The sequence below is a fragment of the Cytobacillus sp. Bac17 genome (genome assembly GCF_024519925.1).
In the GTDB taxonomy this organism is placed as follows: domain Bacteria; phylum Bacillota; class Bacilli; order Bacillales; family Cytobacillaceae; genus Cytobacillus; species Cytobacillus pseudoceanisediminis.
Genome location: NZ_JALJRC010000017.1, coordinates 1 through 14,098, shown reverse-complemented (window position 1 = coordinate 14,098; position 14,098 = coordinate 1). Strand labels below are relative to the sequence as shown.

14 protein-coding genes and 1 pseudogene are annotated in these 14,098 nt (G+C 40.9%); 10 read left to right on the top strand and 5 right to left on the bottom strand.

Going from position 1 to position 14,098, the window contains the following annotated elements; all coding sequences use genetic code 11:
- Positions 1-108: 108 nt before the first annotated feature.
- The 6 genes from NR125_RS18255 (at position 109) to NR125_RS18230 (ending at position 4,178) form a co-directional block, all read left to right on the top strand.
- Positions 109-1,761, top strand: a complete 1,653-nt coding sequence (locus tag NR125_RS18255; RefSeq protein WP_256815869.1) for an AMP-binding protein — start codon at positions 109-111, stop codon at positions 1,759-1,761.
- A 160-nt stretch (positions 1,762-1,921) separates the two neighbouring features.
- Positions 1,922-2,080 (top strand): hypothetical protein, encoded by a 159-nt coding sequence (locus tag NR125_RS18250; protein WP_009334549.1) that lies wholly within the window; start codon positions 1,922-1,924, stop codon positions 2,078-2,080.
- A 96-nt stretch (positions 2,081-2,176) separates the two neighbouring features.
- Complete coding sequence (locus NR125_RS18245; protein WP_009334550.1) at positions 2,177-3,046, top strand: gamma-glutamylcyclotransferase family protein; 870 nt, start codon at positions 2,177-2,179, stop codon at positions 3,044-3,046.
- A 106-nt stretch (positions 3,047-3,152) separates the two neighbouring features.
- Positions 3,153-3,599 carry a VOC family protein gene (locus NR125_RS18240; RefSeq protein WP_192908608.1) on the top strand — a complete coding sequence of 149 codons (447 nt, stop codon included), beginning with the start codon at positions 3,153-3,155 and terminating at the stop codon, positions 3,597-3,599.
- Positions 3,600-3,684: 85 nt separating this feature from the next.
- Positions 3,685-3,927: a hypothetical protein gene (locus tag NR125_RS18235; RefSeq protein WP_009334552.1), complete on the top strand. Its 243-nt coding sequence runs from the start codon at positions 3,685-3,687 to the stop codon at positions 3,925-3,927.
- Between the two features lie 47 nt (positions 3,928-3,974).
- Entirely contained in the window at positions 3,975-4,178 is a 204-nt protein-coding gene (locus tag NR125_RS18230; RefSeq protein WP_019379842.1) for a DUF6501 family protein, read from the top strand.
- Between the two features lie 41 nt (positions 4,179-4,219).
- Here NR125_RS18230 and NR125_RS18225 read toward each other — a convergent pair whose 3' ends face one another.
- Together NR125_RS18225 and yidC are read right to left on the bottom strand one after the other, a co-directional pair.
- Complete coding sequence (locus NR125_RS18225) at positions 4,220-4,774, bottom strand: YhcN/YlaJ family sporulation lipoprotein (protein ID WP_019379843.1); 555 nt, start codon at positions 4,772-4,774, stop codon at positions 4,220-4,222.
- A 115-nt stretch (positions 4,775-4,889) separates the two neighbouring features.
- Positions 4,890-5,678 carry a membrane protein insertase YidC gene (yidC, locus tag NR125_RS18220; protein WP_192908607.1) on the bottom strand — a complete coding sequence of 263 codons (789 nt, stop codon included), beginning with the start codon at positions 5,676-5,678 and terminating at the stop codon, positions 4,890-4,892.
- A gap of 538 nt (positions 5,679-6,216) precedes the next feature.
- On the opposite strand from yidC, the gene NR125_RS18215 reads away from it, so the two are divergent.
- Complete coding sequence (locus NR125_RS18215) at positions 6,217-7,152, top strand: putative bifunctional lysylphosphatidylglycerol flippase/synthetase (RefSeq protein WP_009334556.1); 936 nt, start codon at positions 6,217-6,219, stop codon at positions 7,150-7,152.
- A 246-nt stretch (positions 7,153-7,398) separates the two neighbouring features.
- Here the strand turns inward: NR125_RS18215 and NR125_RS18210 are convergent, their stop codons facing one another.
- The gene (locus tag NR125_RS18210) at positions 7,399-8,475 is read right to left on the bottom strand and encodes a glycoside hydrolase domain-containing protein (RefSeq protein ID WP_034297049.1); all 1,077 of its coding nucleotides are present in this window, start codon (positions 8,473-8,475) and stop codon (positions 7,399-7,401) included.
- 416 nt (positions 8,476-8,891) lie between these two features.
- Between NR125_RS18210 and NR125_RS18205 the strand changes: the two genes are divergently transcribed.
- Both NR125_RS18205 and nadE read left to right on the top strand, forming a co-directional pair.
- Complete coding sequence (locus NR125_RS18205) at positions 8,892-10,349, top strand: nicotinate phosphoribosyltransferase (RefSeq protein ID WP_009334558.1); 1,458 nt, start codon at positions 8,892-8,894, stop codon at positions 10,347-10,349.
- Positions 10,350-10,376: 27 nt separating this feature from the next.
- The gene (gene nadE / locus NR125_RS18200; RefSeq protein WP_009334559.1) at positions 10,377-11,198 is read left to right on the top strand and encodes an ammonia-dependent NAD(+) synthetase; all 822 of its coding nucleotides are present in this window, start codon (positions 10,377-10,379) and stop codon (positions 11,196-11,198) included.
- 39 nt (positions 11,199-11,237) lie between these two features.
- On the opposite strand, the gene NR125_RS18195 is transcribed toward nadE, so the two are convergent.
- Both NR125_RS18195 and NR125_RS29650 read right to left on the bottom strand, forming a co-directional pair.
- A complete protein-coding gene (locus NR125_RS18195; RefSeq protein WP_009334560.1) occupies positions 11,238-12,299 on the bottom strand; it encodes a hypothetical protein in 1,062 nt (353 codons plus the stop codon).
- A gap of 741 nt (positions 12,300-13,040) precedes the next feature.
- A pseudogene (locus NR125_RS29650) lies at positions 13,041-13,281 on the bottom strand (pyruvate formate-lyase-activating protein); the annotation flags it as partial.
- A gap of 76 nt (positions 13,282-13,357) precedes the next feature.
- Between NR125_RS29650 and safA the strand changes: the two are divergent.
- Positions 13,358-13,984 carry a SafA/ExsA family spore coat assembly protein gene (safA, locus tag NR125_RS18185; RefSeq protein ID WP_157380239.1) on the top strand — a complete coding sequence of 209 codons (627 nt, stop codon included), beginning with the start codon at positions 13,358-13,360 and terminating at the stop codon, positions 13,982-13,984.
- Positions 13,985-14,098: the final 114 nt, after the last annotated feature.

The following is a 14,098-nucleotide window of genomic DNA, read 5'->3' as shown; positions in this document are numbered from 1 at the left end:
GAATATTCAGCAATATATGATAACATAAAATGTAAGCGTTTTAGATCAGCATCTTAGAGAACTCTTTACACAATGAATAGATCATCATATACCAAGGAGGATTTCTGGATGACGGAATTATTGAACCTAACAGTAGGGAAGCTCCTGGAGGAGAAAGCCGGCCTTCACCCGAATCACGAAGCAGTAGTTTACGCAGATCGCGGGCTCCGAATGAGTTATAAGGAGTTTAATGAATATTGCAGGCTTGCTGCCAAAGGGTTTATGAAGCTGGGTCTTGAAAAAGGAGAGCATATTGCCGCATGGTCAACCAATACGCCCGAGTGGCTTACATGCCAGTTCTCAACAGCCAAAATGGGGGCTGTCCTTGTAACAGTTAATACAAACTATCAAGCTGCTGAGCTTGAATATCTATTAAAGCAATCTGACAGTACAACCATTGTTCTGATGGAAAAGTTCAGAGAAACCTCCTACATAGAAATGCTATACAGTATCGTCCCGGAACTTAAGGATTCTGAGCCAGGGCAGCTGAAAAGCAAAAGACTTCCTTTTTTAAAAAATGTTATCGTGATGGGAGAAAAACGTTTTCCCGGAACTTACAGCTGGGAAGATATGATCAGGATGGGCGAATCAGTTCCAGACGCAGAACTCAATGAGCGTATGGAGAGCCTGGATTCGGACGATGCCATCAATATGCAATACACATCAGGGACGACAGGCTTTCCAAAAGGGGTTATGCTAACCCATAACAACATTGTTAATAATGGCTATAATATTGCAAATTGCATGCGTTTAACAAAAGATGACCGCTTATGTATTCCTGTTCCGTTTTTCCATTGTTTCGGGTGCGTGTTGGGAACGATGGCATGCATATCCGTCGGCGCAACCATTGTGCCGGTCCAGGAGTTCAGTCCTAAAGCCGTTCTGAAGACGGTCCAGGATGAGAAATGTACAGGCCTGCATGGGGTGCCGACAATGTTTATTGCAGAGCTGAATGATCCCGACTTCTCAAAGTATGATCTATCGACTCTCCGCACTGGCATAATGGCTGGATCCAATTGCCCTATTGAAGTCATGAAAGGCGTTATTGAAAGAATGGGTGCAAGCGAAATAACCATTGCTTATGGACAAACAGAATCCTCTCCCGTTATTACGCAGACACGGACGGATGATCCGATTGAGCTGAGAGTGGAATCTGTGGGAAGAGCACTGCCGAATGTGGAAGTAAAAATTGTGGAACCAGGCACCAATAATGAAGTACCTACTGGAGAACAAGGGGAATTGTGTACAAGGGGCTATCATGTCATGAAGGGATATTATAAAAATCCTGATGCTACGAAAGAAGCCATTGATAAAGAAGGCTGGCTCCATACAGGTGATCTCGCTGTAATGGATGAGAACGGGTACTGTAAAATCACTGGAAGACTAAAGGATATGATCATTCGCGGAGGAGAGAATATATATCCCCGCGAAATTGAAGAATTTCTTTATACGCATCCAGCGATCCTGGACGTTCAGGTAGTTGGAGTCCCAGATGCCGTATATGGTGAGGAAGTGGTCGCCTGGATAATCCTTAAAGAAGACGCTGAATTAACACCAGCCGACCTTCGGGAATACTGCAAAGGGAAAATTTCACGCCATAAAATCCCCCGCTATATTGAGTTTACTAAGCAGTATCCAATGACAGCATCCGGAAAAATCCAGAAATTCAAATTGCGTGAACAGGCTAAAGAAGTCATTGAAAAAGCAAATACATTGAAATAAAGGACATTTAACCTGTTGGGACTTTTCCAGCAGGTTTTTTTATGGAACTCCGCCTTCCCTCATTCATAAGTCTTAATAAATCTCAATCTCCCAGCCAATGTTTTACTGCGTGAAGGTATATAAAATGAGATTAAAGATAAAGTGAAGGGAGAAATGGAAAATGTATGAGGACATCTATGTCATAGAAATTTTAAATAAAGCTAAGCTTAAGGAAATTGCTGAACTAAACACGGCTGATCCATTTCAGGAAAATACGAAGGAAAAATTGTGCTGCAGGCTTCCTTTAGCAAAAAAGTTCACAGTATGCCAATGCAGCTAGGACGGGGAATATTCTCCGTCCTATTTTTTTGAAAAGAATCTTCTGAAAATGATAGTATAATAAACAAAAGAGAATAAAAAGGGGGAGCAAGTGCTAATGACAACACAAAAGCTGTTTGTTTATGGAACCTTAAGAAAACATGAGTCAAATCACTTTGTTTTAAAAGGCAGTCCCTGCATTGCCGAGCAGGCATGGGTATATGGGGAGTTATATGATACTGGACTCGGCTATCCCTCTATGAAACCATCACTTGACCAAAAAGTATATGGAGAGCTTTATGAAGTGCCTTTAGATCATTTCACTGACCTGGATGAACTTGAAGATTTTATCCCGGGCAGAAAAGATAATTTATATGATCGGGTGGAACAGACTGTTCATACTGATGCAGGAGAGGCAAATGCACTAGTATACGTCTCCTGCCGGGATGATCTTTTAGCCGAACCCATTCTTTATGGAGATTGGAAGCTCTACCGTTTAATGAAGGATAAGCCCGAAAAGACCTTTTATTTTGCATACGGTTCCTGCATGGATGATGAGCGGTTTTGTGTGGCAAAGGTAGATCATCATTTTAAAAGCATTGTCGGCGGGGGGACGCTCACCGGTTATTCGATGCAATACCTATTTTCCAGGGATGATGGAGGAAGGGCGGACATTATAGAAAATGGCGGCGTCACAGAAGGAGTTCTATATGAACTTCCTTATGAAGGAGTTGAATACCTGTTCCATAGAGAAGGTTTTTATGGTCAATGGTATCGTCCTGCCTTTGTGAATGTCAAAGTTGGAGATAAGTTATATGAAGATGTCCTGACTTTTCATGTCTACAATAAAAAGGGCGAGCTTCCCCCGCCAGATCATTACGCTCTTGAAATTCTCCGGGGGGCAAGAGGCAGAGTAAGTGACGATTATTACCGGAAGCTTGAACAGCAGCTGGAAACACTGGGTGTTCAAATTAGATTGGATGCATAGCAGCATAAGACTTAAGGATGAGCATATGTTCATCCTTTTTTCTATATTGTATGGCTGCTGATTCTTCTACAATAAAGGCAGTTAATATGGAATAGGAGGACCATCCATGCATGGAGCAAAATTATATGAAGCACATCTTGATTCAGCCAACTTGGAACGAAGCATCGATTTTTATGAAAACCTTGGCTTTAAAGCAGCGTACACAATAGAAGACAGGAAAGCAGCATTTTTCTTTTTGGGGGAAAATAAAGGAAACATGCTGGGCATCTGGGAAACAAAAGACTCCCCGATTAAGAGAAGTCATATTGCGTTTTCCGTTTCGCCAGCCAAGCTGCGGGGAATTATTCCTTTTTTAAGGGAAAAAGGAATCGAGGTGAGGGAAAGCTTTGGCCTACCACCGAAAGAGCCGATTGTCCATACTTGGATGCCAGCTGCTTCGGTATATTTTTATGATCCAGACGGCCATTCATTAGAATATATAGCTGTCTTAGAAGGGGAAGCAAGACCTTACTTGAATCCAATGTACTTAAGTGAATGGGAAGGAATAAAATAATGCAAAATTTTTAATTGGTGGTTTGAAACAGGCTAAGCGGGTGGTATATTACCTTTGCCATCATCTTAGAAAGAAGGTCATCAAAATGAAAATTATAGCAGATAATGGCTTTTATGAAGTGGAATATGATAACGAACATTATGACAATTTAGAGTTTGTACGAATAGACCAAATCTGTGAAATTAACTATGTAACAATGAAAAACACAATAACGGGAGAAGTGTATACCTTTGAAGCGGATAAAATCAGGAGATTCCGGAAATTAATGAAGTTAATGCCAGAAGTTAAAGAGAATCTTGTTGCAGACAGCAGTTCGTATTCTTTATAATAAATACTAATCATATAAAGTATGCAGACTGTGAAGGAGTGGCAATTATGATTCATTTAAAATGGCATGAACGAGAAACATTGAAAAAAGTAAAATGCGTGCATACAGATGCAGCAAAATACATTGTAAACCGGGCTTTAACAGCGGGGAATATCTATAATGTAAAAAATGAAACTGAAGAATTCTATTTCATCGAAGACAATTCCGGAAAAGTAAGCGGATTTTATAAAGACTATTTCCAGGATGCTTAATTCATTAAAGAAAACGGCCTTATGAAGGCCGTTTTCTTTTTTTACCTTTGTGCAGGGAAAATTCTGCGGACAGTTTCTGTAAATTCATCAAAAAATCCTTCGATTGGCTGACCAGCTCGAATGTCCTCTGTATATCCTGTCATTCGATCATAAAAGTCGGGGTTAACAGAAACGTATACATTATCAATATCCTGATCGACTGCTTTAACCTGATCTGAAATCTTCCCCTCGACATCCTTAGTCAAATCTCCATTTCCATCACTCAAGCGTGCGGCAACATAGGCATTATTATCTGTCACGATTACATTCGCAGTCTCAACCTCTGGAATGGAAGTAATTTTATCGGCAGCTTTATCAGCAACCTTCATTCGCGGGGATTCATTTTGATTTTCATTGTCCGTTCCTGTGCGGGTAAGATCAATCCCCGGTTCAGTTGTGCGTCCATTTTCGCCATAGTTGCTGTCGTTTACTTTTGTAGGCTCTGTCAAGTCTCTGTTTCTTTGAGCTGTTTCATTCATATCCGCGTCATTCATGCCGCAGCCTGCAAGCAATGCAGCTGACAAGGCCCCTGCCAAAAATAATTTCCTCTTGATCATTCACTTTCCTCCTTCCGTTTTCCCCCTTATCTTTCCATGAATAGGTGCTCTTATTCAGATTCTTTAATAAAATAAACAAAAAAGGAGCAGGGCATTAAGCCCGCTCCTCATATAATTATGATTCTGACATGATCTGCACAGCATCAGGTTTATCTTTTGTATATAATCTTCTGCCAAGCCATGATTGAAAAACTAAAAATATTCCGCCCGCAGTCCAATATAGCGGCAAAGCTGCAGGTGCATTTAAAGAAACCAGCATAATCATTACAGGAGATAATAAACCAATCAATTTCATTTGCTTTGGCGTTTGAGCAGTCATATTAGTTAGAGTGAACCGGTACTGAAGATAGTACACAATTCCTGCAATGATTGTGATCCAAATATCAGAATGACCAAGATTGAACCAGAGAAACGAATGTGCAGCAATTTCCTGATTTCCTCTTATGGCATAAAAGAACCCCATCAGAATGGGCATTTGTATAAAGATTGGCAGACATCCTGCAGCATTCAAAGGATTTACTCCATGAGATTGATACAAACCGAACATTTCCTGCTGCAGTTTTTGCTGCTCCTGTGGTTTTTTCGCTGTTTTCAGCTTTTGCTGGATTTTTTCAAGTTCAGGTTTTAACTTATCCATTTTTTCTTTCATTAAGCTTTGATTTTTATATTGTTTGAGCATTAATGGCATTAATATCAGCCTAATCATTATGGTAATGAAGATAATAGCCAGGCCGAAATTGCCATGAAAGAAAACAGCTGTTCCATGTATTGCCAATGCAAACGGATCGACAAAATAATGATGGAAAAAGCCTGTTCCTTCTCCTCCTTGTGCCTGACAGGCAGATAAGAATATAGGCAGTACAGTAATCATGGTAATGGCTAGCAACAGTTTAATTTTTCTCATACAGGTCAAACCTCCCGCTATATTTTTTCTTTAAATAGGGGAGAGACCTTCTGGCTCATCACTTTGTTCACCTTTTTTCAGTATAAGTTTTGCAATCCAGGACTGAATCGAATCGCAAATAAAGCCCCGATCTATGCGGAACTCTGGAAGGCTTTCATATTCTCTTTGTTCATTCTCAATATATCTGCTACTGTATAAAGTCGGCTCTATTTTCCAAATGATTAACAGCTTGGCAGCTAAACCAATGATATAAGTTAAATACAGAGTATATTCTGATGAAATAAAAGACGATTCAGTTATTATTTCAAAGATATTATTTCACCTCTATTCACAGATTTAAGTATAATTGAATGCTCTATTGAAAACAATTGCAGATGTAACCAATTGCAAAAAGTTATCGTTTGTCCATTCTATTGTACCTATACAGGAATATAATAGGAGAAAGTATATATATTATCGGCTTAGTTTGATACACTCTATCAGGGAGATTAATTAATTAATCATTATCTCTAGTTCAATACATGAATGGTGGGGTATTTTGTCTTTGTTAAAACAAAAAACAATTATAACACTTTCCAAACTCCTCGTACCCTTATTCATTTTGCTGATTGTCATGGTGGAGGCAAAAGGGATATTCATTGATTTTAATTGGGCTCTCCTTGAGCTTTATATTGACCGGCTAACCTTCCAAAGGCTATTTTTTATCCTTTTATTGGGACTGGCTGCACTTTTTCCAATGTATTTTTATGATGAAATACTCCAAAGGCTTTTCAGAATTAGAGTGCCTAAAAAAAAGCTATTATTTTATTCTTTATCTGCCAATGCATTCTCTAACTTTCTCGGATTTGGGGGTGTGGCCGGAGCTACACTCAGGTCCTATTTTTATAAGGATTACCTGACTGCCAATACTCCGTATATCAAAATAATTGCCAAGCTGTCGCTTTTTTACCTAACCGGCTTGTCCATATTGTCATGGATCGTCCTTTTTACAGATTTACATTTATACGATGATGTTAAACTTATAAAGATTGCAGTCTGGGCCGTTGCAGCTTATACACCTCTGCTGCTGTGCGTTTACTTTTTTAAGTCGTCTTTTTGGAATACGAAGCACATCAAAAAAGGATTTGCAGGGGAATTGCTGGCTGTTTCTTTATCAGAGTGGCTATTTATCATCATTTGTATCTGGGGAATAGCCCGGGCACTTGAAGTATCGATTTCATTTTTTGTTCTGTTTCCCATTGTCATCATTTCAGCTTGCGCTGGCATTGCGAGTATGATCCCTGGAGGAATTGGTTCATTTGATTTTGTATTTTTGATCGGACTGGAATCACAAGGTGTTCCCACCGAATTGGGGCTCTTGATTCTTATGTTCTACCGTCTCAGCTATTATGTAGTTCCTGTGTTTATTGGCACTCCCTTTGTCATGAACCAGTTTTGGAATAACAGAATGCCGAAAAACAGCTTCAAAATATAAAAGAGCCTTTGTGGGCTCTTTTTTTGCTGTCTAGCTCCAGCGGCTCCTAGAAACTCGGGATCATAAGCCGATTCCTTTCAGAAGGAAAAACGCCTTCTCACAGGGAGCGGCTTATGCCTGAGGCACGCAGGACAAGGAAGGCTTCGTCAGCATAAACATCGCACAACCGAAAGCGGCAGCTTTTGGGAGGACGTCGCGATCTTAGTCTGCATTCCTTCGTGGGCAAGGCGCTTCCGCTTTTCTTACTCACCAAAGAACATCAAGTATATCTTTGTTGAATAAATTTGTATCAATATTGCATGCCTTCGCATCAATTCCGTACTGCCAGCCTGCAATCAATGAATTTGCAGGAGCTTCTGGTTTATATCCAGGCGCCTGTTCCTGCTTAGTAATTCCTGCATTTGGCGCAGCTGTCCATATGAATGTATTTTCAAGAAGGGAAGAATTTTCGGCTGCTGCTTGACTGAAAGATTTAGTCAGGTCCTGTTCCTTATCAAAAATCCCATATATGCCAGGATGATAGGGTGACTCCTCCATTGCTTGATACCAGCCTTCAATGAAGGCAGAATCAACAGGATAATCGGGCTCAATATCCGCGAAAATCGCTACACCCTCCGGGATTCCCAGCTCCTTTGCCAATTGGACAGCTGCATTCGCCTCACTCTGTCCATTTTCCAGGCCAGTTGCCTCATTAAATCGATTCCAAATCACGAGTAATTTAATATCATTCCTTTGCAGAAGTTCAGCCTCTTGGGGTGTAATGCCTGCAGATACACCTTCTTTTTCACCTAAATAGCGTCCCCACACTTTAGGTGACCCGAAGTTTTCCCGAACGCATGAAAGCAAGTCGCTTGTGGTGAGACTTGCAGAGTCTACACCCCAAACGACTTCATCATCCTCTGACTTGCCATCCTGGTCATTTTTCGCACCTTTATCTCCGCTGCTGTCTTTGGTGCCGCTATTTTCATTTCCATTACCTGTTTGATTGGAGTCCTGATTTTTATCAGCCTTATTTTTGATTGTATTTGTTACATTAACATCCACATTTACCTCAATGTCATTCGTAACATTATTGTCGATTTGACTATCTTCACCATTATTCAAATCGTTGTCGATTGAGTTATTTACATTAGCTTTATTTCCTTTTATATTATTTTTTACTTGATTACTGATATCACTGTCATTGCTTTTGCTTTGGCCATCTGTAGTAGTCTGGGTTTTTGGCGCGTCATCCTTTGAATCCATGAGGGAGAAAGCAAAGAGCGAAATCATTACGGCAAAAAATGCGGTCACAACGAAAGGCAAAAGGCCCCGTCTTTCCATATCCCACAGCCCTCCTTGTCAGTTCATGACATCCTATGCGGAGGGCAGAAAGTTGGTGATTGCCGTAATAGGCAAGTGCAGTCCGAGGGAATATTCCTGCATCTTATCTCAATATAATATCCCAGCATGTGACACTCGGGAAATAATTTCAAAGCGTTATAACAGGATAATATCATCATTCAATATAACGAACAGCCGCAGAAGAATGTGTAAAAAAAATCCTTAACGGGTAAATAACCGTATGCCTGGAGGTTGAAAAATTTGATAAAGACGGTAAACTTCACTACTATAAAAATAATAGCCAAATTTTTCATCCATTTAAGAGGATAAAAAATTGAATGGGGGATAATGGGGGTAATAGCAGATAAGATATTTTTAAAAGGGATTGTTATATTTGTCACAGGAGGTTTTCGATAATGCAGAGGGAATTTGCGGATGATAGTATAGCCTTGCATACTGATCTGTACCAAATAAATATGGCCCAGACCTACTGGGAAGACAACATACATAATAAAAAGGCGGTCTTTGAAGTGTTCTTCAGGAAGCTGCCCTTTGGCAACGGCTATGGAATTTTTGCCGGCCTGGAAAGAGTTATAGAGTATATAGAAAACTTTAGATTTACAGACAGTGATCTGCAGTACTTAAAAAACGAATTGAATTATGAAGAAGGTTTCCTCGAATACTTGAAAAATATGAGGTTTTCAGGGACCATCAAATCAATGGAAGAAGGTGAGCTTGTATTCGGCAATGAGCCAATTTTGCGAGTAGAAGCCCCGCTGGCTGAAGCACAGATTATTGAAACAGCTATTTTGAATATCATTAACTACCAGACATTGATTGCTACAAAAGCAACCCGAATCAAAGAAGTAATTGGCGATGGAACAGCCATGGAATTCGGTTCAAGAAGAGCACATGAAATGGATGCAGCTATTTGGGGAACAAGAGCTGCCTATATCGGCGGCTTTGATGCAACATCTAACGTTAGAGCAGGCAAGAGGTTTGGCATTCCTGTTGCAGGGACACATGCCCATTCATTTGTACAGGCTTACCGGGACGAGTATACAGCTTTTAAGAAATATGCCCAGACCCATAAGGACTGTGTTTTTCTCGTCGATACGTATGACACTCTTAAATCCGGAGTACCGAACGCAATTAAAGTGGCGAAGGAAATGCAAGGTCAAATTAACTTTAAAGGTATAAGGCTTGATAGCGGGGACTTGGCTTATCTTTCTAAAAAAGCAAGAAAAATGCTGGATGATGCAGGTTTTCCTGAAGCAAAGATTATTGCTTCAAATGATCTGGATGAATACACCATCATAAACCTGAAAGCTCAAGGAGCGAAAATCGATATTTGGGGCATTGGCACAAAACTCATTACAGCGTACGAACAGGCTGCATTAGGGGCTGTTTATAAACTCGTTTCAATAGAAGATGAAAATGGCAAAATGGCTGACACCATAAAAATAAGCGGCAACCCAGAGAAAGTGACAACTCCCGGATTAAAGAGGGTTTATCGGATTATTAACAGAGATAACCATAAATCAGAAGGGGACTACATTGCTCTGGATCATGAAAATCCTCAAGCTGAGCCAAAGCTTAAGATGTTCCATCCTGTTCACACATTTATAAGCAAGTTTGTTACAAATTTCGAAGCCAGGGAACTGCATAAAGTGATATTTCAGGAAGGCAAGCTTACCTATAAAATTCCATCTTTAAAAGACATGCAAAGCTTTGCAAAGGATAATCTCAATGTATTATGGGATGAGTACCGCCGTTCCTTAAATCCAGAGGAATACCCAGTCGACCTTAGCCAGGAGTGCTGGGATAATAAGATGAAAATGATCAGCCAGGTGAAAGAAAATATAAAAGGCTGAAGCTTTAAGAAGAGGGAGGAACCTGTAATGAATCTGCAAAAAGAAATTATGGAAAGTTTAAATGTAAATCCAAATATCAATCCAAAGGAAGAAATAAAGAAAAGAATTGAGTTTCTAAAGGATTATCTTGTTAAAACAAATTCAAAAGGTTATGTACTAGGCATAAGCGGCGGCCAGGATTCCACTCTTGCCGGAAGACTTGCGCAGCTTGCGGTTGAAGAGCTTCGAAAAGAAGGGAAGGAGGCAACATTCATAGCAGTCCGCCTTCCGTACGGCGTTCAGCAGGATGAGAAGGATGCACAGCTTGCCCTTTCCTTTATTCAGGCCGACAAAGAAGTGGTCTTTAATATTAAAAATGCAGTCGATGAAGTGAAAACCGAGTATGATCGTATAATTCCGGAAGAACCCCTGAAGGATTATCATAAAGGCAATGTTAAAGCCCGCATGAGAATGATTGCCCAATATGCAATTGGCGGCCAATACGGCTTGCTGGTCATTGGCACGGATCATGCTGCAGAAGCAGTGACTGGATTCTTCACAAAATACGGCGATGGCGGCGCAGATGTCCTGCCGCTGTCCGGACTGACAAAAAGACAGGGAAAAAAACTTCTTAAAGAGCTTGGGGCAGAAGAAAGACTATACTTAAAAGTACCTACAGCCGATCTTCTTGACCAGAAACCCGGACAGGCTGATGAAACTGAATTAGGTATCTCATACGATGAATTGGATGACTACCTTGAAGGGAAATCAGTAAGTCCGGAAGCTGCAAAAAAAATCGAAAAACGCTATATGGTTTCTGAACACAAGCGCCATCTGCCTGCATCGATGCACGATAACTGGTGGAAATAAGCACACTTAAAAAGGAAAATCCATTTAGGGATTTTCCTTTTATTTTTGGTTCAGCCTATTCAGCATTTCCCGATAAAACCGTTCTGGTTCATCCACATTCAGCACGATGCGGCTGGCCTTTCTTTTTAAGCCATACATTAATTCATAAACCTGGGGATCTTTCAGCAGAATTTCTAACATCGGCTTTTCTTGAATTAAATCAGGCACTCTGGCATCAAATAGATCATTCATTTCTTGTCTGCTGAACTTTTCAGGGCCATCATAGTACATGATTTCTTTAACATTTTCCAATGGAAGGTACATGCTTTTTGAGAATCCGGACTGCAGCAGCAAGTGAGAATCAGTAAGCACGAAAGGTGTTAAGCGAGTGGCGTTTATCTCGGCCAGAAAGTACAAAATACCATAAATATTTGCTATTAATACGATATATGCTGCAATAACATTCCATGAATGAAGCCAATAATGCAGTCCGATTGATTCAATGGCAATCGCATGGATCAGCATGATATAAACGGCATTCACACTTGTTTTTTGATGGTAGGTAAAAGAATCGCCATACTTTATCGAAGTTTTCTTTTTCCATGAAAACAGGGCGTAATTTACCATGGCGAATTCAGTCACAAAAACAGACCCTATTTTATGGTTGGGTAAATGCTTTTCCGCAGATCTCTTGGCATTAAAGAGAAAAAGTGAATTGTTTCCACTCAGCCTGCGATATTCTCTTAAAAGCCCTGGCAGTTTAGTTAGAATCTTATAGGCAATAAACAGCTCCAACCCAATAAAAAGCATTTCGGAAAAAACAATTAAATAGGGCAAAAAGGGAAATTGCGGGAAATGCCTGGCAGGGATAATAAGATAAGCGGCAGCGTATCCTGCTAAAATGACTGCTCCTAAATACTTCAACGAATATCTCTTGCGCAGTACGAGGAAATACGCCAATAGCGGTACAACGACCAGAAAATCAAGCAGGGAGCCCAACGCCGCTACGTCTGGAACCGGATCAAAAAGGGTGGTTCTATATAGAGTATAGTTGGAAAGCAGAATCAAGCATGTAAGTACACCAAACCATAGCCATTTAGGCCTTTCCAAGGAATTTGTCATAATTATCCACCTCAATTAAATTATAGCTTAGAAAGAGGGTGAAATGATACTGAAATCAAGCTAAATTCGGACTCAGCGTGTATCTGATTACGATTTTGTGTCCGAACACCAGTCAATTTCGGACTCAACGACCAGCCGTTTGCGGTTTTGTGTCCGAACACCAGTCAACTTCTGACTCAACGACCATCCCTTCGCGGTTTTGAGTCCGAACACCAGTCAACTTCGGACTCAACGACCATCCCTTCGCGGTTTTGTGTTCGAACCCCAGTCAACTTCGGACTCAACGACCATCCGTTCGCGATTTTGAGTCCGAACACCAGTCAACTTCGGACTCAACGACCATCCGTTCGCGGTTTTGAATCCGAACACCAGTCAACTTCTGACTCAACGACCATCCCTTCGCGGTTTTGAGTCCGAACACCAGTCAACTTCGGACTCAACGACCATCCGTTCGCGGTTTTGTGTCCGAACCCCAGTCAACTTCGGACTCAACGACCATCCGTTCGCGATTTTGAGTCCGAACACCAGTCAACTTCGGACTCAACGACCATCCGTTCGCGGTTTTGAGTTCAAACACCAATCAACTTCGGACTCAAAGACCATCTGTTCGCGATTTTGAGTCCGAACCCGACACCTATACTGCAAAAACCAACAAATACAAGATACAAACAAAGCCCCAACAGCAATTGGGGCAAACCACGTAAAACGCTGTATCTAAAATCATAAATCAAAACCAACTTTTTAAAACCCAGTCAAAAGCTGATATGCCCATTCTGCCATTTCCTCACTTGGCGGCTGAATCTCCTTCAGCGGATATTCCAATCCGAGTGCTTACCATTTGTATACACCAAGCTTGTGATAGGGAAGGACCTCAATTTTTTTTACATTCTTCAGCTTTTTAATGACCCCCCCCAGCTGTTCCAGATCACTATGATCATCAGATATTGCAGGCACAATAAACGTGCCGGATCCATACAGGCACCTAATGAAGAAATTCTTACAATCAGCGCCAACAATTACCTGTTTAATAGAATAAGAGATTTTGATTAAATATAAATATGAAAACATTATCAAAAATTTCATTCATTCTAATGTTGTCTGTCGCACTTGTCTTTGGATTCAATTTCGATGCAAAAGCATCAACAGTACATACCGTTCAGCCAGGGGATACAATGTGGAAGATCGCCCTGAAGTATCAGGTGGGAGTTCCTGAAATCATTAATGCCAATGGGCAGATTTCGAATCCGAACTTCATTTATCCTGGGCAAAAGGTGAATATCCCTGCATTATCAAAAGCTACCACAAGTGTGGAAGAGCAGGTAGTTCAGCTTGTAAACCAGGAAAGGGCAAAGTATGGATTAAAGCCCTTAAAATCAAATTGGGAGCTTGCGAGAGTGGCAAGATACAAATCTCAGGATATGATCAATAAGAAGTATTTCGATCACAACTCTCCTACATACGGAAGCCCGTTTGATATGATGAAGAGCTTTGGAATTACTTACAGAACCGCTGGAGAAAACATTGCTGCAGGTCAAAAAACACCTCAGGAAGTTGTAACAGCATGGATGAACAGCGAGGGCCACCGCAAGAACATCCTATCAGCCAATTTCACAGAAATCGGAGTGGGATATGCACAGGGCGGTTATTATGGACATTATTGGACACAGATGTTTATTGGGAGGTAAGAGAAGAAGAAAAGCGGAAGCGCCTTGCTTACGAAGGAACGCAGACTAAGAACGCCACGTCCTCCCAAAAGCTGCCGCTTTTGGTCGTGCGATGATTATGCTGACGAAGCCTTC